The sequence below is a fragment of the Paracoccus sp. R86501 genome (genome assembly GCF_042466435.1).
In the GTDB taxonomy this organism is placed as follows: Bacteria; Pseudomonadota; Alphaproteobacteria; order Rhodobacterales; family Rhodobacteraceae; genus Paracoccus.
In genome coordinates this window covers 102417-128420 of record NZ_JAXHPZ010000001.1, presented here as the reverse complement: position 1 = coordinate 128420, position 26004 = coordinate 102417, and the positions used below count along the sequence as shown (strand labels likewise).

Genomic DNA, 26004 nt, shown 5'->3' with positions numbered 1-26004 from the left:
CGAATCGGCGTCAATTTGTTTTTTGAATCAATTGCTTGGCAGCGGGGATTTACACAAGATGTTGTGGACGGGCTTGAAGCTGCGTCTATGGTGAGGGGTCACACCCAGTTCCAGTAGGGCTTTCTTATGCGCAGGCGTCGGGTAACCGGCGTTCACCTCCCAGCCATAGCCGGGGTAGTGTTGCGCCAAAGACTCCATGATGCGATCGCGCGCCACCTTCGCCAGGATCGAGGCCGCGGCAATCGTCACGCTGCGACCGTCGCCTTTCACGATCGCCTCGGCGGGCAGGCCAAGGTCGCGCGGCAGCTTGTTTCCATCGACCAGCACGTGATCCGGACGCTGCTTCAGCCCCGCGACCGCGCGGCACATCGCCAGATGGGATGCGTGATAGATGTTCAGCCGGTCGATCTCTTCGACGTTGACATGGGCCACCGACCAGTCGCAATTCCGGGTCAGCCAGGCGAACAGATCATTGCGGCGCTTGGCAGACAGTTTCTTGGAATCGTTCAGCCCTTCGGGGATCGCGTCGGGGTTCAGGATCACCGCCGCCGCCGTCACCGGCCCGCAAAGAGGACCGCGTCCGACCTCATCCACACCGGCGACCAGACGCGCGCCTTGGGCGATGGCTGCGGCCTCGAAGCTGAAATCGGGGCCGCTCATCGGTCAAAGACCACGGTGGGGATGGTCAACTCTTGCAGGTTCACGCCCTCGCCTTCGCGGTCGATGACCAGGAAATCGGCGGCATGATCCAGCGGCGTCAGCACCCCGTGCCAGACGCCCGCATGCAGGTTGACCCCGACACCTGCGGGCACCAGAAACCCGCGCGGCGCACCCGGCTGGCCATCAACGTCCGGTGCCACGACCGACAGCCACGCCCCCTGCCCCATCGGCATGAAGGCCTGCGATCCAAGCGGGTGACGCTCCAGCAGCGTGCATTCATAAGGCAGGCTGACCGGATCGGAGCGGAAGATGCTGATGATCGCCTCGCCGCCGTGGCGTTCGATCGTGGCCAGCGCGTGATGGCGTTCGCAGCGGCCCGCATTGATCATGCGGTCGGGCGCGGATTTCGGGGCCAGCACGTCGCCGAAAGGGGCGAAGGCTTCGGCACTCAGGGGTTCGATGCGGATATGTGTCATGATGCTCTCCTGCAGCGGGGTCTAGCGTGCCGCGGCCAGCCCGTCGAGGATGTGGTGCATCATCTGACGACGCGCCTTCGGGTCGCGCAGGAAGGCGGCCTCGGCGCGGGCGGCCCAGGACATGGCCTTGCATTCGGCGGGATGGGACCGCGCCCAGTCAAGCTTGTCCAGGATATCGGTGCCGTGTCGGGCGATGGGAATGAAATGTTCCCAGGGGCGGAAGCGGCCGGAATAGAAGACCTGCCAGCCGTCATCCTCGGCGAACAGCACGGAATTGCTGTCCAGTGCCGAGATGAAGTTCGATCCGTGGTCATATCCCGTCAGGCACAGCTGATATCGGAACCGCTGGAAGAACGCCCGCCCCCGCCGCGGCCCGCAATAGGGTGCCAGCAACGGATCATCGGCGAAATGGCGATAGGCGAAGGCCATGACCACGCCGATGTCGAAATCCGGATGGCCCATGAAGCGGCGGACGAAGTTCAACCGGCTGGTCCGACACAGACCCTGCCACGCCGCATCGCGGGCGGCTGCATCATCGCCGGCCTGCAGCAGTTGCGCCAGCCAGACGTGCGAGGCAGGACCGGGGCGCACGCCGTCGCGCATTTCATTGCCGGATATCATCCCGCGCCAGACGATGCGGTCTTCCTTGTCGTCAAAGCGCGTGGGGTCCGCGTCCAGCGTCGGGTCAAAGCTGGCCAGCCCGATGGCGTGCTGATCGGGCAAGGGCCACGGCACCGGTCCCGCCGCCCCCGCACGCCGGTTGTGGCACAGCACCGGCCGATCCAGCGCAGCACCCTGAGGCGACCCCATCCAACGCGAATCCTCCATGTCGATGCAGACCGGATCGCGGCGGCCAAGGCGCAGGATGTCGTTGATGACACCCTCGGCGCGGATGACCTTGAAGTGGCGACCCTCGGGGCCGGTCGCGATGGGCGTGCCGCCCTGCGGGGTCAGGACCGCGAACTGTCGCACCCCACCCTTCACGGGATCATGGACCAGCGGCCCGCCATCCCATGCGCAGGCATAGCCCGACATGCCCTGCACGCTGCCCTCCGGATCGGGGCGCGCACTTTCCAGACAGAAGCCCGCGACATCCTCGGCCCAGCCTTTCGGGGCTTTGGGCTGATCCTGTGCGCGGTCGTAAAGGGCCAGAAGCGCCGCCTCGACCGGCGGATCGCGGCGCTTGGGCCAGCGTGCGAAGGGCAACTGCGGCATCGGCAGCAGCGGGTCGATGCCGGCGGCCAGTGCGACGGGATCGTCGCGTGCCAGATCGACCACGATCAGCCGGGGATCGCCGCTGAAATGGTCCAGCACTGCGCGTTCATGCGCCGCCAGATCGTCGCGCCACAGATCGGGCAGCGCCAGTTCATCGACGCACCGGTGAAAGGCGTGGCAGCGGGCGACGGCACCTTCGTCGCGGGTCAGCCGCTCGATCGCCCATTGGTCGGGGTCGGGGCGGGTCAGGATAAAGCGCGCATGAGGAATGCGCCGCGCCAGATGCGCGAAGCAGCGCCATGCCTCGAGCGGGGGTCGCCAATGCGGGGTGGCGCGCCACAGCCCCGCGAACAGCCGGATGCCGGGGCGCTGGCGCAGGGGGCGCTGGTCGCGGCCTTGGGCAAAGACGATCTCGGACGCGAGGGCGCCTTTTTCATGGCAAACGGTCTTGTAGCCGTTGCCCGCGAACAGCTGCACCAGCGCATCATCGGCCAGCCCGTCGACGCCGATATGGATGAAGACCGGCTTGGGCATCGGGTCAGGGCGCCATCTGCGCGCGGCGCGGCAGCAGCACCGTCAACAGCCCCAGCACCGGCAGGACCGAGCAGATCTGGAAGACGGTCTGGATGCCCACGCGGTCGGCCAGCAACCCAAGCGCCGCCGCAGCGATCCCGCCCATCCCGAACGAAAACCCGAAGAACATCCCCGCGATGGTCCCCGTGCGCCCCGGCACCAGTTCCTGCGCAAAAACGACAATGGCCGGAAAGGCCGAGGCCAGGATCAGCCCGATCACCACCGCCAGCGCGCCCGTCGCCTGCAAACCCACATGCGGCAGCGCCAGCGTGAAGGGCAGCACCCCCAGGATCGAGACCCAGATCACCGTCAGCGGCCCCACACGGTCGCCGATGATGCCGCCAAGCATGACGCCCCCCGCCATGCCCAGCAGGAACAGGAACAGCATGATCTGCGCCCCTTGGGTGCCAAGGCCGAACTTCTCGATGGTGAAGAAGGTAAAATAGCTGCTCATCGAGGCGGTATAGATGTTCTTGGTGAAGACCAGAATGGTCAGTACCGCGATCGCGCGCATGACGACGGGGCGCGGCAGGCGCAGGGCGGTGTCGGGACGTGCGGCGCTGGCCTTACGGCGATCCTCGGCCCAGGCCCCGACACGCCACAGCAGCGATGCCCCAAGTGCTGCGGCCACCGCGAACCAGGCCACTGCCGGACGCCCAAGCGGCACCACGATGAAGGCCGCCAGTAACGGCCCAAGCGACTGCCCAAAGTTTCCGCCCAGCTGGAACAGCGATTGCGCCGTCCCGAAACGGCCGCCCGACGCCAGACGCGCCACGCGCGAGCTTTCGGGGTGGAAGACCGCCGATCCGATGCCGATCAACATCGCCCCCACCAGCAGCATCTGGTAATGCGTCGCGAAGGCCAGCAGCAGCACCCCGCAGAAGGTCGAGCTCATCCCGAAGGGCAGCGATCTGGGCTGTGGCCTGCGATCCGTCGCGATCCCGATCAGCGGCTGCAACAGCGACGCAGTCAACTGGAACGCGAACGTCATCACACCGATCTGGGCATAGCTGAGGTCGAATTCATTGCGCAGCAACGGATAGATCGCCGACAGCATCGACTGCATGACATCGTTGATCATATGGCACAGGCTGATCGCCAGCAGGATGCCCCAGGTGGTGGGTGAACCGAATCGCCCCCGTCCCGGAACCGACGTCTTGACCTGCTGCATTCTGGCGACTCCGAAAATTACCTAGCGGCAAGCTATCTTGACGATACCGGAAATAAAAATGCCATTATTTGTACGGTTGTGAAGATTTTGTCCAACTGCGACGTTATGTCTTGTCAATTTCCCTGCGATATACTTAATAATTGTGGTCACGTGCTAATATCGCAATATGTTTTTTTCCTGTTTCCGCGTCTGGGGTGCTTACAGTGAACCATGGATCATCATCCTCGCTCAGGGCTGAAGCCTTGGAGAATTCCAATAAGCGCCTGAATACATGGCAGGCCATCAGGGCAGATGTTCTGGCGCGTATCAGGTCGGGTGAATGGCCTCCGGGGGAACTGATTCCCACCGAACAGGAACTGGCGGTCGAAATGGGCTGTGCCCGTGCCACCGTCAACCGGGCGTTGCGCGAACTGGCCACCAGTGGAATCATCCAGCGGCGGCGCAAGGTCGGCACAAGGGTCGCCTCGACCCCGTCCTGCCGGACCACCCTCAGCCTGCCGGTGATGCGCGACGAGATCGAAGCCTTGGGCCAGCGCTATCATTACAGCCTGACCGAGATCGAGATGCGCACCGGCACCGAAGGCGCGCTGAACGCGCTGCAGGCCGATCCCGACGACATCCTGATGCTGGTCAAGACGCGCTATCTGTCCGACGGCAACGCCTATTGCTGCGAGGCTGTCTGGCTGAACCCCAAGGCCATCGATCTTCCCGATCCCAAGATGTTCGAGGCCGAGCCTCCGCAGGAATGGCTGTCGCGCAACATGCCGGTCCAGCAGACCCGCTTCTCGATCCTGGCGGATGAAGCCACAGGCACCTGCGCCCGCAGTCTGGATCTGGAATGCGGCACGCCCGTCCTTGCGATCGAGCGCGTCAACTCGCTCGATGCCGTTCCGGTCAGCTATGCGCGGCAGATCTATCCGCCGCAGCACCGCCTGGTCTTTGACGATTAGCTGAGGTTGTCGGCCTTCAGCAGGTCGGCGAAGTGATCCATCAGCTTGTGCTTCAGCACCTTGCCCGTTGCCGCCGCAGGCAACGGCCCCACCAACAGGATACGCGTCGGCCGTTTATAGGCTGACAGCCGCGCCGCCGCATGGACGGCCAGCGCCTCGGCGGTGGTGCCGCCCTCGGTCAGCAGCTGACAGAACGCCAGAACCTCTTCATCGCCACCTTCGCGCTTGCGGCCGATGACTGCCGTCTGCAGGACGGCCGGGTGGTCGTTCAGCGCGGCCTCGACCTCGGGTGGATAGACGTTGAAGCCGCCGCGGATGATCAGCTCCTTGCAGCGGCCAACGATATGCAGACGACCCTGCGGATCAAGCCGCCCCAGATCGCCGGTATGCATGAAGCCCTGATCGTCCATGACCTGCGCCGTGGCATCGGGGTTGCGGAAATAGCCCAGCATCACATGGGGGCCGCGGGTCAGGACCTCACCCGTGCCGGGTTCCTGACTGAGGGATTCGTCCAGTTTGATTTCGACCTGCGGCAAAGGATGCCCCGCCGACGGATCGGGATCGCCGACGGCATTGTCGGTGATGGTCACGCCCGCCGTGGTTTCGGTCATGCCGTAACCGTTTTGCAGGGCGATGCCGTAGAACACCTCGGCCCGACGTTTCCAGTCGGGGTCCAAGGGGGCCGCGCCGCTGCTGACATAGCGCAGCGGGCCGTCCAGTTTGGCCATACTGCGATGGCGGGCCTCGGCCATGATGGCGGCGTGCATCTGCGGGACGGCGGGCAGAACGGTGACACCCGCCTGCAGCGCATCCAGAACCGCCGCCGCGGAAAAGCGCGGTACCAGCCAGATCTGCGCCGCCTTGCCGATCCCCGCGCACAGCATCGAGGTCAGCCCGAAGACATGCGTCATCGGCAGCACGCCATAGATCAGATCGGTCGGCACGATCCGCCGCAGCTTCGCGGATGACATGCCGCCAAAGACAAGGTTCCCGTGGCTTAGCATGACGCCCTTGGGCATGCCCGTCGTGCCGGTGGTGTAAAGGATCACCGCCGTCATGTCGCCGCCCGCGATCACCTGTTCGGGCACACAGTCGCGGGTCGGGCCGACATGCAGATCGGCACCGCCAAGGGTCACGGACCGCGCATCGGCGGCCTGCGCATGCTTCAGCGCCGGTTCGCTGACATCGGACAGATAGATGACCAGACGCGGATCGGTATGACCCGTGATCTTGTCCAGCTCCGGCCCGGTCATCCGTGCATTCACCGGAACCGTGACCGCATCCATGCGGCTTGCCGCCATCAGCAGCACCGGGATCGAGCCCGAGTTCTCCGACGCGATCACCAACCGGTCGCCGGGACGGACACCAAGGGCGCGCAATTCGCCCATGGCCTGTTCGATACGGCCGTCCAGCTGGGCATAGCTTAGCGTCTCATCCGTCCAGTCGCGCAGGGCGGGGCGGTCGGCGTGGTCGGCCAGACTTTGGTCCAGCAGGTGGTGGATACGTGTCGGTGTCGTCATGTCCCCTCGCGCAATCTGCGGAAATCGGGTGGGCGCTTGGCAAGAAAAGCGGTGATGCCTTCGCCGGCTTCGCGGGCGGCCAGGGCATGGGCCATGGCGTCGCGTTCGGCGGCCAGCTGCGCCTCGAAGGCGGTGGCGCGCCAGCCGGTCAGCAGGCGCTTGATGGCGGCCTGCGCATCCGCCGGACCCTTGGTCAGCCGGTCGGCCAGGGTCATGGCGGCCATGATCGCCTCGCCGGGTTCGGTCAGCTGGTTCACGACGCCAAGTGCATGCAGGCGTTCGGCGGTGACAGGCTGGCCCGTCAGGCACATCTCGGCGGCGATCTGCGGCGGCAGGGCGGCACCAAGGGCGGCAGTCAGGCCACCATCGGGCACAAGGCCCGCATTCACATAGGCGGCGGTGAATTTCGCATCATAGGCGGCGATGACCATGTCGCAGGCCAGCGCCAGCGACAGACCGGCCCCGGCAGCGCCACCCTCGACCACGGCGATCACGGGCCGCGGGCAATGGACGATGGCGCGGATCAGGTCGTTCAGCGCGTCGATGCGGGCGCGACGCTGATCCTCCTCCATCTGCTGGGCGGTGATCAGCGTGTTCAGATCGCCGCCCGCGCAGAAGAAGTCACCCTCGCCCATGATGAGGACGGCCCCGATGCGCGGCTGTTCGGCGGCCATCTGCAGGGCCTCGTGCAAGCCGTCATAGAATTCATGGGTCAGCGCATTGCGCCGCGCGGCGTTGCGGTTTTCGACGACAAGGCGGTCGCCAAGATCGCTGATTTCACAATGGGGGTTCATCGGGCCTCCGGGGGTCTGGACTTGCGGAACACACCGGTCGCGGTGGCGATCAGCGTACCATCCTGATGGCGCAATTCGCCCTCGACGAACAGTGTGCTGCTGCCACCGCCGGTGATGCGCCCGACGGCCTGAACCTGCCCCGGAAGCCCCGGCGCCAGATAGTTCACCGTCAGCGACAAGGTGGTGAAGGGATGCCTGCCGGTGTCGTTGACCGACAGGCTGGCCGTTGCCCCCATCGCATTGTCCAGAAGCGTCGCCGCAATACCGCCGTGCAGGATGTCCTGGCGGTTCAGGTGGCGGTCGTCCAGTTCAAGGACGCAGCGCGCGCAGCGGTCCGGCTGACCCACGTCCAGCACATAGCCCAGCATGCGCTGCGTGCCGGTTTCGTCGCGGATCAGGCCCATGCCGGTTCGCCATTGGCAAAACGTTCCAGATGGTAATCGGCATCCCCCATCGCGGTGTCCGCCGCCAGCAGACGCCGGATCATGCCGGCCAAGGCATATTCCTCGGTCATGCCGATGCCGCCATGCAGCTGAACCAATTCCTCGGCCACAAGACGCGCGACGCGGCCGACCGTGACCTTGCAGGCCTGCACATGGCGGTCGCGGATGGCAGGTTCGGCGGTCAGATGCCCCGACAGGTTGGTGACGGCGGAACGGGCCTGTTCAACCTCGACTGCCAGATCGGCGACGCGATGCGCCAGCGCCTGGAACTCCAGAATGGCACGGCCGAACTGCTTGCGGGTCTTCAGGTAATCCAGCGTCAGATCGGTCGCCGCAGTGATCCCGCCAAGCGCATAGGCCGAATGGCCTAGGATCCCACGCGACAGCGCCGCGCCGAAATCATCCAGCGCCCCAAGACGGGTGGCGGGTGTGTCGGCAAAGGTCAGATCGGCGCCCCGCCCGCCCTCCATCAGCGGATAGGCGTTCAGCGTCAGCCCCGCGGCCTTGGCATCGACCAGCCACAGCGCATCGGCGGTGGTGACGATGATGGCGCGGGCATCCTCGGCCCCGGCGACCATGGTCTTGCGGCCTGTCAGGCGATCGCCATCAACGCTGATCGCGACCCCGCGGTCGTAACGCGTGCCCGGTTCGGCGTCGGCAAAGGCGACGCGGGCCGTACCCTCGGCCACTTCTGCGGCCAGATCGTCCTGCCCCGCCGTGGCCAGCGCGGATGCGCCGATCATCGCGGCGACCAGCGGCATGCTGGCACCGGCGCGGCCCAGTTCCTCGAAGGTCAGGGCAATGGCGGAACCGCTGCCGTCAAAGCCGCCCTCGTCTTCCGTCAGCAAGGCACCGATGACGCCGGCTTCGGCCAGAGCTGGCCACAGATCGTCGCCCTGATGGCGGGCCAGCAGACCGCGCAAAGTGTCCTGAAGCATGCGATGTTCGTCGGAAAGCGCAAAATCCATCGCCTTATCCTTTCGCCAGAGTGCCGGCGATGATGCCGCGCTGGATCTCGTTCGAGCCGCCATAGATCGACAGCTTGCGGTTGTTCAGATAGCTGGCCGTGGCCGACAGAACGTCATCGGCATCAAGGGGTTGGCCCTGATTGCCGGTTTCCATCGGCAGGGCCTGCGCCCAACCGCCATAGGCGCGCCGCGTCAGCGCATCCAGCTGTTGGCGGATCTGGGTGCCCTTGATCTTGAGCATGCTACTTTCGACGCCGGGCGCCTGACCCTGGGCCGCGACCGACAGCATCCGCAGGTTGGTTGTGGACATGGCCATCAGTTCGATTTCCGTCGTCGCGATCTGCGCCGCGAACAGCGGGTCCTGATCCAGCGGCTTGCCGCGATGGATCTGCGCCATGGCCACACGCTTCAGGTTGTCCAGCGCCGCCGTCGCGAAACCGACGCCCGCGATATTGGTGCGCTCATGGGTCAGCAGGTATTTGGCATAGGTCCAACCCTGATTTTCTTCGCCCACCAGATTTTCGACGGGAACTTTGACATCGTCGAAGAACACCTCGTTCACCTCGGCGGTGCCATCCAGCAGGACGATGGGGCGGACGGTGACGCCCGGCGTCTCCATGTCGATCAGAAGGAAGCTGATGCCTTCCTGCTTCTTCCCCTCGGTCGAGGTGCGCACCAGACAGAAGATCATGTTGGCGTGCTGGCCAAGCGTGGTCCAGGTCTTCTGGCCGTTCACGACATAATTGTCGCCCTGACGTTCCGCGCGACAGCGCAGACCTGCAAGGTCGGACCCCGCGCCCGGTTCGGAATAGCCCTGGCACCACCAGTCATCGCCGTTCAGGATGCGCGGTAACCAGTAATCCTGCTGTTCCTTGCTGCCGAATTTCTGCAGAACCGGACCCAGCATGGCGATGCCGAAAGGCACGATGCGCGGGGCGTGGGCCTTGGCGGATTCCTCTTCGAAGATGTGGCGCTGGATGGCAGTCCAGCCTGCACCGCCGAATTCGCGCGGCCAGTTGCCCGCCAGCCAGCCCTTGGCATGCAGCTTGGCGTGCCAGCCTTCCATCTCGGCCTTGGTCAGGGATTGGTGCAGGCGGTTCTTTTCGGCCAGCGCTGGGTCCAGATCGGCCTGCAAAAAGGCACGAACCTCGGCGGCGAAGGCCTGTTCGTCGGGGGTGAAACGCATATCCATCAGAAGAACTCCACAAGTCCGGCGGCGCCTTGACCTCCGCCCACACACATCGTGACGACACCCCATTTGGCGCGGCGGCGCTGGCCTTCGCGCAGGATGTGCCCTGCGGTCCGCGCACCGGTCATGCCGAACGGATGCCCGATCGAAATCGCACCGCCATTGACGTTGTACTTCGCCGGATCAATGCCCAGCACGTCGCGGCAGTACAGACACTGGCTGGCGAAAGCCTCGTTCAGTTCCCACAGGTCGATGTCATCGACGGTCAGACCGGCGCGTTCCAGCAGGCGCGGCACGGCATAGATCGGGCCGATGCCCATTTCATCGGGCGCACAGCCTGCGACCGCAAAGCCGCGGAAGGCACCAAGCGGGGTCAGCCCCTCGGCTGCGGCCAGATCGGCGTCCATGACCAGCAGCGCGGCTGCACCATCTGACAGCTGCGAGGCATTGCCTGCGGTGATGAAATTGCCCGCGCCGCGCACGGGTTCCAGCTTGGCTAGGTTTTCCAGCGCGGTGCCGGGACGGTTGCCTTCATCTGACGTGATGGTGACCTCTTCCTCGCGGGTTTCGCCGGTCGGTTTGTCGGTGACCTTCTTGGTGACGGTCATCGGGATGATCTCGTCATCGAAGATACCCGCTTTTTGGGCAGCCGCAGTACGTGCCTGCGACTGGACGGCATATTCGTCCTGTGCCTGACGGCTGATGTCATAGCGCGCGGCGACATTATCGGCGGTTTCGATCATGGTGACATAGAGATCGGGGCGGTTCGCCTCGATCCATGCCTCGCGGGAATTGCGCACGGGGGGCTGGACCATGGAAATGCTTTCCAAGCCACCAACAAGAATGGCGCGCGCGCCTTCCTGTGCGACCATATGCGCGCCCATCGCCAGCGCCTGCAGGCCGGATGCGCAAAACCGGTTGACCGTCGTGCCTGCAATCGTATCTGGCAGGCCCGCGCGGATCACGGCCTGACGGGCGATGTTGCCGCCGGTGACATATTCGGGATAGCCACAGCCCCAGATACTGTCCTCGATCAGGGCGGGGTCGATGCCCGCGCGGTCCACCACGGCACGCGCGACGGCGCTGGCCATGACGGCCCCGTGGGTCATGTTGAAGGCTCCACGCCCGGCCTTGCCGATGGGCGTGCGGGCGGTCGAGACGATGACCGGCTGTTTCATGCGGGTTTCCCTTCGTTCAGTTCGGCAAAGCTGCCGCCGCGCTGCGCCAGATCGCGCAGCAAGGGGGCCACCTGCCAGTAATGGTCGTCGGTTTCGGCAAAGCCTTCGATATCGGCCACGATGCTGGCCAGACCCTGATGGTCGGCCCAATGCAGCGGGCCGCCCCGCCAGCGTGGAAAGCCGTATCCGTTCAGCAGCACCACATCGACATCCAACGGTCGCAGCGCGGTGCCGTCCTGCACCACGCGGGCGGATTCGTTCACCATCGCCGCCATATAGCGGGCGACGATTTCCGCATCGGTGAAATCGCGCGGCGTGATGCCCAGATCGGCGCGAACCTGCGTCAGCAGATCCTCCAGCGCGGGGTCCTGCCGCCCGTTCGGGCTGTCCGCGTCATAAATGTAGTAGCCCTGCCCCGATTTCCGGCCCAGATGGCCCTGTTCATACAGGCGGTCGGCAAAGACCGGCACGCGATCGCGCGGATGCAGATCGCCGGCCTTCCGCTGGCGGGTGAAATAGCCGATATCCAGCCCCGCAAGGTCCGACACGGCATAAGGCCCCATCGCGAAGCCGAAATCGGTCAGCGCGCGATCGATCTGATAGGGCGAGGCCCCGTCCAGCACCATCGCATCCGCCGCCGTGCGGTAATGCGACAGGATGCGGTTGCCGATAAAGCCGTCGCAGACGCCCGCGCGCACGGCGATCTTCTTCAGCTTGCGGGCCAGTGCAAAGCAGGTGGCGGTGACCTCGGGGGCGGTCTTGTCGGCGACCACGACCTCCAACAGGCGCATCACATGGGCGGGCGAGAAGAAATGCAGCCCGATCACATCCTGCGGGCGGCTGGTCACGGCGGCGATGCGGTTCACGTCCAGATAGGAGGTGTTCGTCGCAAGAATCGCGCCGGGCTTGGCGATGGCATCCAGACGGGTGAAGACATCTTCTTTCACCTCCATCTTCTCGAAGACGGCCTCGATGATCAGATCGGCCTGCGACAGGGCGGCGTAATCACCGGCGGCTCGGAAGCTGCCCGACAGGATGGCATCACGCTTGTCGGCCTTCAACTTGCCGCGCTTGACGCTGCCCTCCAGCATCTTGGCGACGCCTGCGGCGGCTTTTTCGGCAGCAGCGTCATCGCGTTCGACCAGCGTGACGTCCAGACCTGCCAGCAGCGCGGAAACAGCGATTCCCGCGCCCATCGTCCCGCCACCTATTACGCCAATGCGGTCAAAGGCGCGGGGCGTGACGCCCTTGATTTCCGGCAGCTGCGCCACGGCGCGTTCGCTGAAGAAGGCGTGGATCATCGCGGCACGCTGCGGGGTCTGCATCAGTTCCTGAAACTTGGCGCGCTCCTGCGCCAGACCCTGATCCAAGGGCAGTTCCAGCCCTTCGATCACCGCGTCGATGGCGCGCGCCTGAGCGACCTGACCGGGCGCCTTACGGGCCAGCTTGGCCTTCATATCGGCCACCAGTGCCGGATCGCCTGCGGGGGTCGGCAATTCGCCGGTCCGGCGCGGCGCACTGCCGGCCAGTTCGCGGGCAAAGGCCATCGCGTCCTGCGTCAGATCACCCTGCGACAGGCGGTCGATCAGGCCCATCTCCAGCGCCTCGGGGGCGGGGATCTGGCGAGCCGAAGTCATCATCTCCAGCGCCGGGGCCAGACCGGTCAGGCGCGGCACACGCTGCGTGCCACCGGCACCGGGCAGCAGACCAAGCGTCACCTCGGGCAGACCCATCTTGGCAGCCGGTGCAGCGATGCGGGCATGGGCGCCAAGCGCCAGTTCCAGCCCACCGCCAAGCGCCGTGCCGTGGATCGCCGCCACGACAGGCTTCTCCAGCGCCTCAAGATGGTTGATCACATCGGGCAGATAGGGCGCGACCGGCGGCTTGCCGAATTCTGAAATATCGGCCCCCGCAACCCAGGTGCGCCCGTCGCACAACAGCACCGCCGAGCCCGCCTGATCGTCGGCGGCAAAGGCATCGGCGGCCTCCATCAGACCGGTGCGAACGGCAAGAGACATGGCATTCACGGGCGGGTTGGCGATGGTGATGACGCCGACCGCGCCGTCGCGGTGATAGGTCACGGGCATGAGGCCTCCTTCAGTCATTGGGTGATCCGGACCAGGCGGGATGCCCTTCCTGTCCGATCAGAAGTTGCAGCCGGGTCACGGCATCGCGCAAAAGCGGGCCGACCTCGGAATGGATGCGGGCGTCGGGCAGGACATCGTCCAGCGCGCCGCAGGAAAAGGTCACCGGCCCCGCCAGACGCGACGACCGGAAGGGCACCGCCACCGCCGAGATATTGCGCGAATAGCGAAGGTTGTTGCGGACCACGGCATAGCCTTGGGCGATCAGTTGGCTGCGCCCTTCCAGACGCAGATCGGCAAGGCTGCTGCCATCCAGCGGGTCATCGGGGTGATCGGCATGCAGGCCCGCGAATTCATCGCGCGTGCTGGCCCCCAGCCAGCCCAGACCCGATGACGACCCGCCAAGCGGCAGACGGTGCCCGACCTCCAGCCAGATGGATGCGGCGCGGCGGGGCCGCCATGTCCGCATCAGGGCAATCTTGTCGCGGTCGCGGACGGCGAACAGGACCAGCGTGCCGGTTTCATCGGCCAGCGCCTGCATCATGTCATGCGCGGGGTCCAGAAAGGACAGCGAGGCCGCCGCCACATGCCCCATCGCCAGCAGCGTTGGCCCGGGGCGGTAACGGTCGGCCCGCTGCGGCTGCGTCAGGTAACCCAGACAGCCAAGCGTAAAGGTCAGCCGCGACACGGTCGATTTCGGCAGGCTGGTGCGTTCCGCAATCTGGGCATTGGTCAACCCGTCATCCCCCGCCCGAAATGCGCGCAGCACCGACAACCCCCGCGCCAGCGTCGTGGCGAAGTTGCGGTCGTCTTCGTAATCGGGGCGGGGGTGTTCGTTCATGTGGTCACATCGAGGCCGGAATAATGATCGAGATGATCGGGAAGGCGATCAGGATGATCAGCACCAGGAAATCGATCAGCAGGAAACGGCTGACACCGGCAAAGATCTTGTCGATACTCACGTTCTTGGTGACGTTGCTGACGACGAAGACGTTGAGGCCGACGGGTGGTGTTATCAGCCCGATCTCCAACAGCTTGACGACGATGACGCCGAACCAGATCAGGTTCATGCCATAGCCCTCGACCAGCGGGATCATGAAGGGCAGCGTCAGGACCATGATGCCGATGGGGTCAAGGAACATCCCCAGCACCAGATAGATCACCACGATCACCACCAGCAGCATCGCATAGGACAGCTGCGCATCCTCGACCATGCCGACAATGGCGCCGGCCACACCGGTCAGCGCGACGAAGCTGACGAAGATCTTGGCAGCCCCCGCGATCAGGAAGATGGCCGAGGTCTGGACAAGGCTTTCGCGGATCGCGCGCCACAGCACCTCGAAGGTCAGGCGGCGTTGGGCGAAACCGATGAAGGTGGTCAGCACGACGCAGACGGCTGCGGCCTCGGTCGCGGTGAAGATGCCGCCATAGATGCCGCCGACGATCACCACGAACAGCAGCAGGGCGGGCCAAGCGGCAATCGCGGCCTCGGTCTTGCTGGCGCCGTCGGACGATCCGCGCGGCGCGGCTGACGGATCACGCTGCACCCACCATGCGATCACAAGGATCATCCCCGCCAGCGACAGCAGCCCCGGCAGGATGCCCGCAAGGAACAGTTGCGCGATCGAGGTTTCGGTGAAGATGCCATAAAGGATGAACAGCACCGATGGCGGGATCAGCGACCCCAAAGTGCCGCCCACAGCCACCGATGAGGTGGCTAGGCGCGGGTCGTATCCCATGCGCAGCATTTCCGGCACGCAAATGCGGCCCATGGTCGATGCGCAGGCGATGGACGACCCCGAAATTGCCGAAAACCCGCCGCAGCCAAGGACCGAGGCCATCGCCACGCCCCCCGGCACCGTCCGCAGCCAGACCGCCGCCGCATCATAGATACGCGTCGTGATCCCGGCATAAAAGGCGATGTTCCCAAGCGCCACGAACAGCGGCACCATCGACAGGTCATAGGAATGGACCAGATCGAAGAAATTCGACAGGACGACCGAGCTGGTCGGATTCAGCGCCCGTTCCGGTGCCCAGCCGCCCGTGCGGGTGGCATAGACAAGGAATGTCCCCAGACTGGCGACGCCCGCCAGCACAAAGGCAATGGGCACCCGCATCGCCAGCAGGATCAGGACCAGCGCAAGCGCCGTCATGCCGATCGTCATGGGATCCATCAGTTCACCTCTTGTCCGTCAGCATCGACGATGCGTCCCGTGGTCATCACCTGCCGCAGATCGCCCATCATCAGGATAACCAGCCGGACCCACATCATCAGCAGGCCCACGAAGAACAGCGCCAGCCCCGGCCAGCGCGGCAGGTTCAGGTCGCCGTAATAGAATTCGCCCGATACCCAGGTCTGGCCCAGCATGCGCTGCGCCGCGTAAAGCAGCGGCAGCAGCGATACGACGCCGATGACATGGCCCAGCACGATCAGTCGCGCCTGCACCGTTTCGGGCATCCGGTCGCTGAGGAAGGTGACGGCGACATGGCTTCGCGCCGCCGTCGCCGCCGCCATGGGCAGGATGACGGCCGCGACCATCAATTCCCGCACCATGATGATGGCATCGGGCAGACCCGTCCCGAAGGCCGCGCGCATCACCACATTGATGAAGATCACGCCGCCCAGCAGGGCAAGGGCCAGCACCGCAAGGTCCAGCAGGGTCCGCTCGATCAGTTTCATAGGATCACCCGCGTTCCCAGGGATAACCCTGCTCGTCCTTCTCGGACGCGTATTTGGCGATCAGGTCACGGTATTCCTGCAGCAGCGCCTGACCGTCCAGACCGGTGGCATCGGCACGTTCGGCCCATTCGTCCAGATATTTCTGGCCGGCCTCGGTCAACTTGGTGCGGTCCTCGTCGGAAAATCGGACGATTTCCTTACCCTGATCTTCCAGGATCTTGATGGAATCATCGTTGGCCTTGCCGATGATGCGGCCGAATTCATCGGCCAGACCGGCACCGGCAGTCATGATAACCTCCTGCTCCTCGGCGGTCAGGGCGTCGAACATCGACTTGTTCATCATGATGCCCAAGGCACCGATCTGACCCCAGTCGATGAAGGTATAGCTGTCGAAGACCTCGTCGAATTTCAGCGCTGCGACCAGATAGGAATAGGTCTGCGTGCAATCGATCAGTCCGCTTTCCAGACCCTGATAGGCCTCATAGACCGACATATCGACAAGGTTCGCACCCATGTCGCGGAAGGTCTGGCCATAGGCGCCCACGCCGCGGACCTTCTTGCCAGCGATGTCATCGACCGTCTTCACGGCCGGACCCTTGCAACCCATCTGTACGGCAGACGTGGTGTATGTCCCGACATAGACCAGGTTCTGCGCCGCCAGGTTCGCCTTGATCGATTCGTTGTTGCGCATCAGATCGTCGGTGGCCTTCATGCCCACCCAAGGATCGGGGTTGTTCATCGGCAGGTCGGCGATGCCATAGGCGACCATATCCTGCGGGAAATAGACCCCGATGACGCTGCCCAGATCGGCCACGCCGTCGCGCAGGGACTGGACGGCGGCTTTTTCGGAAAACAGCGCACCACCCCAGTTGATGTCCAGCCGCAAGTCCCCCCCGGACTGTTCGGCCACCTGATCGGCGAACCATTGCGTCGCCTCGGATCTGGCGCCGCGGTTGGGTCCCGGTTCACCATAGATCAGAACCGTTTCGGCAAATGACGGTGCGACAAGCGCCATGGTCAGCCCAGCTGCCATCAGCGCCGTCCTGCAAGACTGCGTGGTCATCGTGAAACCTCCTCCCTGTTTCAATATGCAGGCTGGCATTCCGCCATGCGGAACGCAATCCCGAATTGACCGAAACGTGAGCAGCAATGTATCTGGCGGTCTTTCGCCGAATGGCTGATGTTGCATTCTGCATGACCCGGAGCTTCCAGATGACCCCGCACCGCGCCACCCTGTTCGCGACGGCCCTGCTGTCCGTTTTCGCCGCGACCCACCCCGCCCTGGCGCAAGACGACGCCCCCTTCAGCGCCTCGCAGATCGAAGCCGCGCAATATGGCGGCGGCGACCTGCCGCGCGGTCGGACACCGCTGACGGCCAAGGTTCAGATCCTGCTGGATCGTTCCGGCACATCACCGGGCGTCATCGACGGCTTCAAGGGCGGCATGAGCCAGAGCGCGATCAAGGCGTTCGAGCGTCGGACCGGCCTGCCCATGGACGGCGTCATGGACCCGCATGTCTGGAACCTGCTGCAGGCCTTCGCGACGCGGCCCGTGACCCAAAGCTATGTCATCACCGATGCCGATGCCGAGGGGCTGGTCGATGCGATCCCGACCGATTACGCCGAAAAAGCCGCGATGACCGCAATGGCGCATACCAGCATCGCCGAGCGTCTTGGCGAACGCTTTCACATGGATGAAAAATTCATCCAGTTCCTGAACCCCGGCGTGGCCCTGGTGCCCGGATCGACCATCCAGGTCATGGCTCCGAATGGCCCGATTCGCGGACAGGTGTCGCGGATCATCATCGACAAGGCCAACCGCCGCGTGGCCGGTTACGACGCCAAGGGGCGCATGGTTGTCGATTATCCCGCCACCATCGGATCGACCGTGACGCCGTCACCGGCGGGCACCCATAACGTGCGGACGGTCGCGGTGAACCCGAATTACACCTATAACCCGGACGTCAATTTCCGGCAGGAAGGCAACGACAAGCCGCTGATCGTGCCGCCCGGACCCAACGGTCCCGTGGGCACGGTCTGGATCGGGCTAACCAAGCCGACCTATGGCATCCACGGCACGCCGACGCCGTCGCAGCTGTTCAGCAACCAGTCCAGCGGTTGCGTCCGTCTGACCAATTGGGACGCCGAGGAACTGGCGGGCATGGTCCGCATCGGCGGCACCTCGGTCGAGTTTCTGGAACCGGGGGTGACGATCTCGGATGTGACGGGGGCCACGCGCGCCGTCGCGCCGCCGGTCGCCGATATCGCCATGCCCGAAGGCACGTCCGAGCCGGATCTGCCGCAGCCGCAGGAACCCTTGGCGCTGCCCGACCCCACGGTGCCCGCTGCCCCCGAAGCAACATCCCAGCCCGCCGGAACGCCGCAACCCACGGCGCCCGCCGCCAATGACGATCCACTGGCAAATGCGCTGGATGATGCTCTGCCCGAAGGCTTTGTGGTGCCGCCGCTGTCCGAGCCGCAGCAGTGACGCTTCGCCCGGTTCTGACGCCCTTGGCAACCTTCGCGGTTCTGTCGTGGGCGGCAGGACCGCTGGCCGCGCAGGATGAGCGTCCCCCTCTGCGGCCCGATCCCCCCGCGCAGATGCAGGGACCACCTGCGCCGCCGATGACAGTGGGCCTCGTGCCGGAAGACGACGACCAGGAATTCGCCGCATGCAGGCTGGCCCTGTCGATGCTGGGCACGCGCTATACCCAGTTGCCGCCGGTGACGGATGCGGATGATCCCGACTGCGGCATGGCCCGGCCGTTGCAGGTCGAACAGATCATCCCCGGCGTGCCCCTGTCAGGCCAGCCGGTGATGCGTTGCGACACCGCGCGGGCCTTAGGGCTGTGGACGCGCGATTTTCTGCGTCCGGCGGCGGCATTGCTGGACAATGCGCCGCGGCTGAGCGGTCTGCAGACCGGACCCGGCTATACCTGTCGCGCGCGGGTTGGCACGGGTGCCGAGACGCCCAAGCAGTCCGAACACGCCTATGGCAGCGCCATCGACATCGCAGGTTTCGAGTTTGATAATGGTTCCGTGATCCCCGTGCAGCCGCGCACGGACAGCGGCGGGCAAGAGGAAAGCTTTCAGCGGGCGGCGCGCGGGACAGCCTGTCTGCTGTTCACGACGGTGCTGGGACCGGGCGCGAATGCGGCGCATGACACGCATCTGCATCTGGATCTTGCCGCGCGCAACAGCGGCTGGCGGTTGTGCGAATAGATCAGCGGCTCTGGCGTTCCATATCCAGATAGGCGGGATCGAAGCGCGCCAGACTGGCCAGCCCCTGCCAGTCCAGAATGTTGATATCTGCCCCCGACCAGCGGATCAGACTGCGATCACGCAGATCGCGCACCGCACGGTTCACGTGGATGGGCGAATACCCCAGGATGTCGGCCAGTTCCCGTTGCAGCAAGTTTAGCGAGAATTGGTAATCGCTGGCCGCCCCGACGGCGTTCAGGCGCGTATAGATCTCGCACAGCAGATGGGCCAGATGTGCGCTGGACCGCAGCGACGCCGCTGCCACCAGCCACTGGCGGTGGATGGCGGCATCGATCAGGGTCGCCATCCACAAAAGACGCGTCAGATGTGGAAAATTCTCGGTGATCTCGATCAGTTCGGAATGGTCGATGAACTCGACCTCGACATGACCGGTGGCGACAACGGAATGTTCCAGCCCTGCCAGAACAAAGCCGTGCAGATCGACGAAATCGCCCGGAACATGCAAGGCGGTAATGACCCGTTCCTTGGGCCGCCCGACCAGCGTATGGGACCGCGCCGACAGCCCTTTCAGCATCATGCAACTGCGTTTTGCCGTCCTGTCCGCAGGGACGATGACATCGCCGGGGGCAAAGTTAACATGATGGGTGGGCACTGCGCGCAGGCGATCCAGATCGCGCGGTGCAAGCGTGTCACGCCGTTGAAGAAAACGGATAAAATATTCGGTTATGGCCATTTTACCCACCTCCTTTCCAAAGCTTGCGGACACTGGCAAATCGCGATTTTGCGCGCAATAGCTGCTACCTAACGTTTAACAATCATTAAGCACCTAGAACACGCCCAGGCCGGTTTGGTTTCAACGACGCGCGCCGATATGGCGCAGCGCCAGTTCCAGTGCGGTGAAGCTTTCGGCGACCGAGGCGCTTTTTTTGGTCATGAAATCATCCAGTTTCGGGAACAGTCGCACGGCCTCATCCAGCTTGGGATCCGACCCCGGGGCATAAAGACCCGCACGAATCATCAGTTCGGATTCAGCATAGGCGCCAAGGGCCGCACGGGCGCGCTGGATCAGGGCGTTTTCCGGCGCGGCGGCGGCTTCGGGCAGTGATCGCGACACGGATCTGACCACATCGACGGCGGGGAAACGGCCCCGTTCGGCAATGGCGCGGTCCAGCACCACGTGGCCATCCAGCGTGCCGCGCAGGATGTCGGCCACCGGCTCCTCCATATCCGATCCTGCGACCAGCACGCTGAAGATGCCGGTGATGTCGCCCGTGCCCTCGGGACCGGGACCCGAGCGTTCCGCCAGCCCCATGATCAGGTTCGACACCGAGGGAGGAAAGCCCCGAAAGCTGGCCGGTTCGCCTGCGGCCAAGGCAATCTCGCGATGCGCCTCGGCAAAGCGGGTGATGCTGTCGGCCAGGAACAGCACGTGCTTGCCCTGATCGCGGAAATGCTCGGCCACGCTCATGGCGGCCCATGCGCAGCGGCGGCGGATCAGGGGTGATTGATCGGATGTGGCGGCGACGATGACGGCGCGCTTCATCCCCTCGGGGCCCATGGTGCGTTCGACGAATTCGCGCAATTCGCGACCGCGCTCGCCGACCATGGCGATGACGACCACATCGGCCTGCACCCCTTTGGCCAGCATCGACAGCAGCGTCGATTTCCCCACGCCCGATCCCGCGAACAGCCCGACCCGCTGCCCCGCCACCAAGGGCAGCAGCGTGTCGAAGACCGCCAGCCCCGTGTCCAGCCGCGCCCCAAGCCGCTTGCGCGTGACGGCGGGTGGTGCGTCGCTGCGAAAGCCGCGTTCCTGCAGCCCCTGTGGCAGTGGGCGACCATCCAAGGGGCGCCCAAGGGGGTCGATGATCCGCCCGACCCAGGCATCGCAGGGGGCAATGCGCGGCGCGTGCAGCAGCCGGACCTGCGCGCCGACCGACAGCCCCTCGGTGCCGCCTTCGGGCAGAACCTCGGCGTGGTCGGGGGCAAGGCCTACGATCTCTCCGCCCAGCTCATCCGTGGCCACCGCGATCTCTACGCGGTCGCCCACCGAGGCGGTGCCGTTCAACCCCTCGACCCGGATCACGCCGGCGCGGATCGACTGCACCCGCCCGTAATGCGTGACGATCCGCAGCCGCGCCAGCCGCCCGGCAATCGATTCCAATCTGTCCATCACGTCACCCCAAGGTTTTCGGTTCCACGAAAGGGTTTCTAAAGGAATCGGGGTTAAGACCGGGTTTATCGTGATTGAGGAGAAGCCTCATGTTTGAGAAAATCGAAATGATGCGGATGGTCCATGCGATGGGCCAGCACGTCTCTCAGCGCCAGCTTGTGGTGGCGCGCAACATCGCCAATGCGGATACGCCCGGATACCGGGCCGCCGACATGCAGGATTTCGACGAAAGCTATCGTCAGGCGTCCCTTGGGGGCGACCTGCGGGTGACCAGCCCGCGCCATCTGCCCAGTCCCGAATGGGCGCTGGACACCGCCCGCGTCATCGACACCGGCCAGCAGGCGTCCCCCAACGGCAACACCGTGTCGCTGGAGGAGGAGATGGTCCGCGCAGCCGAGGTCAAGCGCGACAACGACCTGTCGCTTGGCATCTACCGCTCGGCGCTGGACCTGATGCGCACCAGCCTTGGCCGCAGGTAAGGGATTGAAACCGTGACCGAACAGATCACCGCGCTGCGTCTGGCAGCATCCGGCATGCGCGCACAAAGCGAACGCATGCGCCACACCGCCGAGAACATGGCGAACATCGACACCCCCGGCTATCGCCGCAAACTGGTCAGTTTCGAACAGGCCACCGACTTCGGCCGCCCCACGGGCGAGGTTCAGGCAGCCCGCGTTCAGCTGGACCAGACCCCGCTGCCGCGCATCTATGACCCCAGTCATCCGATGGCCGATGACGACGGCTATTTTCAGGGCTCGAACGTCGATGTCGTGATCGAGATGGCCGACAGCCGCGAGGCGGGCCGCAGTTACGAAGCCAACCTCCGCATCTTTGAACAAAGCCGCCAGATGGGCAGCGCTTTGCTTGACATCCTCCGTCGCTAGAAAGGCACGAACGCATGATTTCCGGATTGAACGCCGCCAACGCATATTCCGCCGCCCGCACAGCCGTGGCCCCCGACGGGCAGGCATCGGGCACCGCCAAGCTGGGGCAGATGGCGCAGGATTTCGCAGCCCATATGGATCAGGTCGATCAGGTGTCCACGGGCGCGATGACCGGTCAGGTCAACACCCACCAGCTGGTCCAGACCATCGCCGAAGCGCAGATGGCCATGGAGACGGTCGTCGCCATCCGCGACAAGGTCGTCGAGGCCTATCAGGAAATCCTGCGGATGCCCGTGTGATGCCGGAAACCATCCTGTTCGACATGCTGCGGCAAGCGCTGCTGATCGCGGTGCGGATCTCGGCCCCGCTTTTGGGGGTGGCGCTGATCGCCGGTGTGGTGATCGGCCTGTTCCAGGCGCTGACCTCGGTGCAGGAGATGACGCTGACCTTCGTGCCCAAGGTGGGGCTGATGCTGATCGTCTTCTGGGTCTCCATGAGCTTCATGACCACGGCGCTGTCGGATTTCTATCTGGGGCAGATCATCCCCCTGATCGCAGGAAGCTGACGCCATGGACAACGCCATTTACGCCAGCCTGACCCGCCAATCCGGACTAATGCGCGAAATGCGCGTCGTCGCCAACAACATCGCCAACGCCAATACCACCGGTTTCCGCCGCGAGGGCGTGATCTTTGCCGAACACCTCTCGGCACTGGACCGTCAGGGCAACACGCTGTCGATGGCGGATGCCCGCGGGCGGATGCTGGACCTGAACCAGGGCGTGCTGACGCAGACGAACAACAACCTTGATCTGGCGATCGAGGGTGACGGCTTCTTCATGGTCGAAACCCCCGACGGTGTGCGCCTGACCCGCGCAGGCGCCTTCACGCCGGGCCCCGAGGGCGAATTGATGAACGCCGACGGCAACCGTCTGCTGGATGAAGGCCAGGCACCGATCATCCTGCCCGCCGGGGCCGGTTCGGTGTCCATCGGGGCGGACGGCACGCTGTCGTCGAACGGCCTGCCCTTCGGTCGCATCGGGGTCTTCAACCCGCCCGAAGGCGAAACGCCCGCCCATCAGGGGGGTACGCTGTTCAGCACGACGGGCGCCCCGGAACCCGCCGAAAGCCCCAGAATCCGACAGGGCTTCCTTGAGGATTCCAACGTCGATCCGATCATGGAGATCACCCGCATGATCGAAGTCCAGCGCGCATACGAGCTGGGCCAGTCCTTCCTTGACCGCGAAGACCAGCGCATCCGCAGCGCAATCACCTCGATGACCCGATAAGGAGCCGCCATGAGAGCCCTGCAGATCGCCGCCACCGGCATGAGCGCCCAGCAAACCCGCGTCGAGGTGGTGTCGAACAACCTCGCGAACATGTCCACGACCGGCTATAATGCCCGCCGTGCCGAATTCGCCGACCTGCATTACCAGCAGGCAGCCCGCCCCGGCAGCGTCACCGCCGCCGACGGAACCGTCATTCCCGCAGGTGTCCAGCTGGGCCTTGGCGTGCGCCCCACCGCCGTCAGCGTCAACCTGCAACAGGGTGCGCTGACCCCCACCGGCGGCGATCTGGACATCGCCATCGAAGGCGACGGCTATCTGGAGGTCACGCTGCCATCGGGCCTGTCAGGCTATACCCGCGATGGCGGGCTGAAGCGGTCGCCCGACGGGCTGATCGTCACCTCGGACGGCTATCCGGTGGTCCCCGACATCACCATTCCCGATGACGCGCGGTCCATTTCCATCGGCGCCGGCGGCGAGGTGAACGCCTATTTCAACGACCGTGTCGAACCCGAACAGCTGGGTCAGCTGACCTTGGCCGGTTTTTCCAACGAGAAAGGGTTGGAGGCGATCGGGTCCAACCTGTTCATCGAAACTGCTGCGTCCGGCGGCGCACAGGTCGTGAACCCCGGCCAGGATGGCCTTGGCACCCTGCGCCAGGGATATCTCGAGGAAAGCTCGGTCGATGCGGTGCGCGAAATCACCGAGCTGATCAAGGCACAGCGCGGATACGAGCTGAACGCCAAGGTCATTACCGCCGCCGACCAGATGCTTGGCGCAACCACGCAGGTCCGATAATGCGCGCGCTGGTTCTGGCATTGGCCCTACTGCCCATGGGCGCATGGGCAGGCGGTCTTGGTGCCGCCCGCACCCTGCCCGCCGGCAGCGTGATTTCCGCAAGCGATCTGCGCGTCATCGACACCGACCGCCCCGGTCTGACCGACCCGTCGGCGGCTATCGGCATGCAGACACGCATTACCATTTACGAAGGTCGTCCCCTGCACGCCAACATGCTGCGCCCGCCGCGCGTCGTGTCGCGAAACCAGATCGTCCGGCTGTCCTTTCTGCGCGGCGGCCTGCGCATCGACACCGAAGGACGCACGATGGACGACGGTGCAGCAGGCGACATGATCCGCGTGATGAATATCGGATCCCGCAGCACGGTCTCGGCCCGTGTGATGCAAGACGGCACGCTGGCCGTGATCAACTGACAAGGAAACATCCATGAAACCCGCCCTTCTTCTGTGCCTTGCCCTGTCGGTTGCCGCCTGTTCGCGTGCCGCAAACGTCGGCCAGCCGCCCGAACTGACCTCGCCCCGCGACACCGAGGAGTTTCTGGCCATGACCAACCCTCCCTTGGACCTGCCCCCGGATTCGGGCCGCCCCGAGGCCGCGGCCTCGCTCTGGGCGGGCACGCAATCCTCGCTGATCAGCGACCGGCGCGCGGCGGTGCGTGGTGACATCCTGACCGTGGTGATTGAAATCGACGACCGGGCCGAGATCAGCAACAGTTCGGGACGCAACCGGACGGCTGGCGACAGCGTCTCGATCCCGCAGATGGCGGGTATCCCGCAGCGTCTGGCCGACAAGTTGCCCGAAGGGGCCAGCTTTGACGACCTGGCCGATGCTTCCTCCTCCTCCAGCTACAAGGGCAGCGGGAATATCTCACGCCGGGACAAGCTGACGCTGCGGGTGGCGGCCACCGTGGTGGACACATTGCCGAACGGCACCATGCAGATCGAGGGCACACAGGAGGTCCGCGTCAATTTCGAACTGCGCGAACTAACCGTCAGCGGCTTCGTGCGTCCGGGCGACGTCGATCGCAGCAATGAAATCGCCTATGACCGCATCGCCGGTGCGCGCATCTCCTATGGCGGTCGCGGCCAGATTACCGACGTTCAGCAGCCGCGCTATGGCCAGCAGATCGCCGACATCCTGCTGCCCTACTGAGGACCCCCAGATGATCCGCAAACTGATCCCCATCGCCCTTCCCGTACTGGCGCTTGTCGGCGGCGCCTTTGGTGGCGACATGCTGCGTGCACCTGCCGACACGGGCGATGCCCATGCCCCCGCCGGGGACACCCATGACGCGCCTGCCAAGGATGACCACGCAAAGGATGATCACGCCAAGGCAGACAGCCATGCCGAGGCACCCTCGGGTCATGGTGGTGATGATGGTCACGGCAGCGCCGATGCCGATGGCTGGTTCACCTTTCCAACGCAATTCTTCGTCCCCTTGGTCCGGCAAGGGGACATGGGCGATCTGATGATCATCACGCTGACGCTGCAGACCGATGGCGCCAGCATCGAGGCCATGCGCAAAAAGGAACATGCCCTGCGCGATGCGCTGCTGCGCCAGCTGCTGATTCATGCCAACACCGGCGGCTTCGACGGCAATTTCACCGCCGACCGCAATCTGGTGGACCTGCGTCTGGATCTGCAGAAGGCCGCCGCAGGGGTCACCGACCTGCCGATCAAGGCCGTGCTGATCGAGGATATCGCCCGCCAGCAAGGCTAGGACTTGCCCCCGGGGGGCCAAGAC

General features: G+C 64.9%; 29 protein-coding genes. 12 read left to right on the top strand and 17 right to left on the bottom strand.

The features are described from left to right. Nucleotides 1-27: 27 nt before the first annotated feature. From SJY40_RS00680 to SJY40_RS00665, 4 genes are read right to left on the bottom strand one after another with little or no spacing between them, the layout of a single operon-like run. Nucleotides 28-660, bottom strand: coding sequence for a ribonuclease HII (locus SJY40_RS00680; RefSeq protein WP_378941568.1), 633 nt, complete (start codon nt 658-660; stop codon nt 28-30). Beyond that, nucleotides 657-1136, bottom strand: coding sequence for an ureidoglycolate lyase (locus tag SJY40_RS00675; protein ID WP_378941566.1), 480 nt, complete (start codon nt 1134-1136; stop codon nt 657-659). The genes SJY40_RS00680 and SJY40_RS00675 overlap by 4 nt, the downstream gene beginning before the upstream one ends. Before the next feature lie 21 nt (nt 1137-1157). Next, nucleotides 1158-2885 carry a glycosyl transferase family 90 gene (locus SJY40_RS00670; protein WP_378941564.1) on the bottom strand — a complete coding sequence of 576 codons (1728 nt, stop codon included), beginning with the start codon at nt 2883-2885 and terminating at the stop codon, nt 1158-1160. A gap of 4 nt (nt 2886-2889) precedes the next feature. After that, nucleotides 2890-4095, bottom strand: a complete 1206-nt coding sequence (locus SJY40_RS00665; RefSeq protein WP_378941561.1) for an MFS transporter — start codon at nt 4093-4095, stop codon at nt 2890-2892. Between the two features lie 242 nt (nt 4096-4337). Here SJY40_RS00665 and SJY40_RS00660 point away from each other — a divergent pair, with 242 nt between their 5' ends. After that, complete coding sequence (locus SJY40_RS00660; protein WP_378941559.1) at nt 4338-5045, top strand: GntR family transcriptional regulator; 708 nt, start codon at nt 4338-4340, stop codon at nt 5043-5045. Here SJY40_RS00660 and SJY40_RS00655 read toward each other — a convergent pair. The 11 genes from SJY40_RS00655 to SJY40_RS00605 are packed head-to-tail and all read right to left on the bottom strand — an operon-like array spanning nt 5042 to nt 16934. Next, nucleotides 5042-6565 (bottom strand): class I adenylate-forming enzyme family protein, encoded by a 1524-nt coding sequence (locus tag SJY40_RS00655; protein WP_378941557.1) that lies wholly within the window; start codon nt 6563-6565, stop codon nt 5042-5044. The two genes, SJY40_RS00660 and SJY40_RS00655, sit on opposite strands and share 4 nt — an antisense overlap. Continuing rightward, nucleotides 6562-7359: an oxepin-CoA hydrolase, alternative type gene (locus SJY40_RS00650; protein WP_378941554.1), complete on the bottom strand. Its 798-nt coding sequence runs from the start codon at nt 7357-7359 to the stop codon at nt 6562-6564. The genes SJY40_RS00655 and SJY40_RS00650 overlap by 4 nt, the downstream gene beginning before the upstream one ends. Beyond that, complete coding sequence (locus SJY40_RS00645; RefSeq protein ID WP_378941552.1) at nt 7356-7763, bottom strand: PaaI family thioesterase; 408 nt, start codon at nt 7761-7763, stop codon at nt 7356-7358. Before SJY40_RS00645 ends, SJY40_RS00650 begins: the two co-directional genes overlap by 4 nt. Further along, the gene (locus SJY40_RS00640) at nt 7754-8770 is read right to left on the bottom strand and encodes an acyl-CoA dehydrogenase family protein (protein WP_378941550.1); all 1017 of its coding nucleotides are present in this window, start codon (nt 8768-8770) and stop codon (nt 7754-7756) included. The genes SJY40_RS00645 and SJY40_RS00640 overlap by 10 nt, the downstream gene beginning before the upstream one ends. A gap of 4 nt (nt 8771-8774) precedes the next feature. Continuing rightward, nucleotides 8775-9962, bottom strand: coding sequence for an acyl-CoA dehydrogenase family protein (locus tag SJY40_RS00635; RefSeq protein WP_378941547.1), 1188 nt, complete (start codon nt 9960-9962; stop codon nt 8775-8777). Further along, a complete protein-coding gene (locus SJY40_RS00630; protein ID WP_378941545.1) occupies nt 9962-11137 on the bottom strand; it encodes an acetyl-CoA C-acyltransferase in 1176 nt (391 codons plus the stop codon). Before SJY40_RS00630 ends, SJY40_RS00635 begins: the two co-directional genes overlap by 1 nt. Then, a complete protein-coding gene (locus tag SJY40_RS00625; protein WP_378941543.1) occupies nt 11134-13224 on the bottom strand; it encodes an FAD-dependent oxidoreductase in 2091 nt (696 codons plus the stop codon). The genes SJY40_RS00630 and SJY40_RS00625 overlap by 4 nt, the downstream gene beginning before the upstream one ends. A gap of 10 nt (nt 13225-13234) precedes the next feature. After that, nucleotides 13235-14062 (bottom strand): IclR family transcriptional regulator, encoded by an 828-nt coding sequence (locus SJY40_RS00620; RefSeq protein ID WP_378941540.1) that lies wholly within the window; start codon nt 14060-14062, stop codon nt 13235-13237. Between the two features lie 4 nt (nt 14063-14066). Then, complete coding sequence (locus tag SJY40_RS00615) at nt 14067-15395, bottom strand: TRAP transporter large permease (protein ID WP_378941537.1); 1329 nt, start codon at nt 15393-15395, stop codon at nt 14067-14069. Further along, a complete protein-coding gene (locus SJY40_RS00610) occupies nt 15395-15901 on the bottom strand; it encodes a TRAP transporter small permease (protein ID WP_378941535.1) in 507 nt (168 codons plus the stop codon). The genes SJY40_RS00615 and SJY40_RS00610 overlap by 1 nt, the downstream gene beginning before the upstream one ends. A gap of 4 nt (nt 15902-15905) precedes the next feature. Continuing rightward, entirely contained in the window at nt 15906-16934 is a 1029-nt protein-coding gene (locus SJY40_RS00605) for a C4-dicarboxylate TRAP transporter substrate-binding protein (protein ID WP_378941532.1), read from the bottom strand. 161 nt (nt 16935-17095) lie between these two features. Here SJY40_RS00605 and SJY40_RS00600 point away from each other — a divergent pair, with 161 nt between their 5' ends. Together SJY40_RS00600 and SJY40_RS00595 are read left to right on the top strand one after the other, a co-directional pair. Beyond that, nucleotides 17096-18388 (top strand): L,D-transpeptidase family protein, encoded by a 1293-nt coding sequence (locus tag SJY40_RS00600; RefSeq protein ID WP_378941530.1) that lies wholly within the window; start codon nt 17096-17098, stop codon nt 18386-18388. Then, entirely contained in the window at nt 18385-19122 is a 738-nt protein-coding gene (locus SJY40_RS00595; protein WP_378941528.1) for an extensin family protein, read from the top strand. The genes SJY40_RS00600 and SJY40_RS00595 overlap by 4 nt, the downstream gene beginning before the upstream one ends. A gap of 1 nt (nt 19123) precedes the next feature. Here SJY40_RS00595 and SJY40_RS00590 read toward each other — a convergent pair whose 3' ends face one another. Both SJY40_RS00590 and SJY40_RS00585 read right to left on the bottom strand, forming a co-directional pair. Next, nucleotides 19124-19855 (bottom strand): Crp/Fnr family transcriptional regulator, encoded by a 732-nt coding sequence (locus SJY40_RS00590; RefSeq protein ID WP_378941525.1) that lies wholly within the window; start codon nt 19853-19855, stop codon nt 19124-19126. 120 nt (nt 19856-19975) lie between these two features. After that, nucleotides 19976-21298 (bottom strand): FliI/YscN family ATPase, encoded by a 1323-nt coding sequence (locus SJY40_RS00585; protein ID WP_378941522.1) that lies wholly within the window; start codon nt 21296-21298, stop codon nt 19976-19978. 86 nt (nt 21299-21384) lie between these two features. Between SJY40_RS00585 and SJY40_RS00580 the strand changes: the two genes are divergently transcribed. From SJY40_RS00580 to SJY40_RS00540, 9 genes are read left to right on the top strand one after another with little or no spacing between them, the layout of a single operon-like run. Then, nucleotides 21385-21774 carry a FlgB family protein gene (locus tag SJY40_RS00580; RefSeq protein WP_378941520.1) on the top strand — a complete coding sequence of 130 codons (390 nt, stop codon included), beginning with the start codon at nt 21385-21387 and terminating at the stop codon, nt 21772-21774. 12 nt (nt 21775-21786) lie between these two features. Further along, the gene (gene flgC / locus SJY40_RS00575; protein WP_378941517.1) at nt 21787-22179 is read left to right on the top strand and encodes a flagellar basal body rod protein FlgC; all 393 of its coding nucleotides are present in this window, start codon (nt 21787-21789) and stop codon (nt 22177-22179) included. Nucleotides 22180-22193: 14 nt separating this feature from the next. Then, the gene (gene fliE / locus SJY40_RS00570) at nt 22194-22478 is read left to right on the top strand and encodes a flagellar hook-basal body complex protein FliE (RefSeq protein WP_378941514.1); all 285 of its coding nucleotides are present in this window, start codon (nt 22194-22196) and stop codon (nt 22476-22478) included. Further along, nucleotides 22478-22744 (top strand): flagellar biosynthetic protein FliQ, encoded by a 267-nt coding sequence (locus SJY40_RS00565; protein ID WP_378941512.1) that lies wholly within the window; start codon nt 22478-22480, stop codon nt 22742-22744. The genes fliE and SJY40_RS00565 overlap by 1 nt, the downstream gene beginning before the upstream one ends. Nucleotides 22745-22748: 4 nt before the next feature. Then, complete coding sequence (locus SJY40_RS00560; RefSeq protein WP_378941510.1) at nt 22749-23465, top strand: flagellar hook-basal body complex protein; 717 nt, start codon at nt 22749-22751, stop codon at nt 23463-23465. Nucleotides 23466-23474: 9 nt separating this feature from the next. Beyond that, complete coding sequence (gene flgG, locus SJY40_RS00555; RefSeq protein WP_378941508.1) at nt 23475-24260, top strand: flagellar basal-body rod protein FlgG; 786 nt, start codon at nt 23475-23477, stop codon at nt 24258-24260. Continuing rightward, the gene (gene flgA, locus SJY40_RS00550; protein ID WP_378941505.1) at nt 24260-24673 is read left to right on the top strand and encodes a flagellar basal body P-ring formation chaperone FlgA; all 414 of its coding nucleotides are present in this window, start codon (nt 24260-24262) and stop codon (nt 24671-24673) included. Before flgG ends, flgA begins: the two co-directional genes overlap by 1 nt. A gap of 13 nt (nt 24674-24686) precedes the next feature. Beyond that, nucleotides 24687-25412, top strand: a complete 726-nt coding sequence (gene flgH / locus SJY40_RS00545; RefSeq protein ID WP_378941503.1) for a flagellar basal body L-ring protein FlgH — start codon at nt 24687-24689, stop codon at nt 25410-25412. Nucleotides 25413-25422: 10 nt separating this feature from the next. Beyond that, nucleotides 25423-25980, top strand: a complete 558-nt coding sequence (locus tag SJY40_RS00540; RefSeq protein WP_378941501.1) for a hypothetical protein — start codon at nt 25423-25425, stop codon at nt 25978-25980. Nucleotides 25981-26004: the final 24 nt, after the last annotated feature.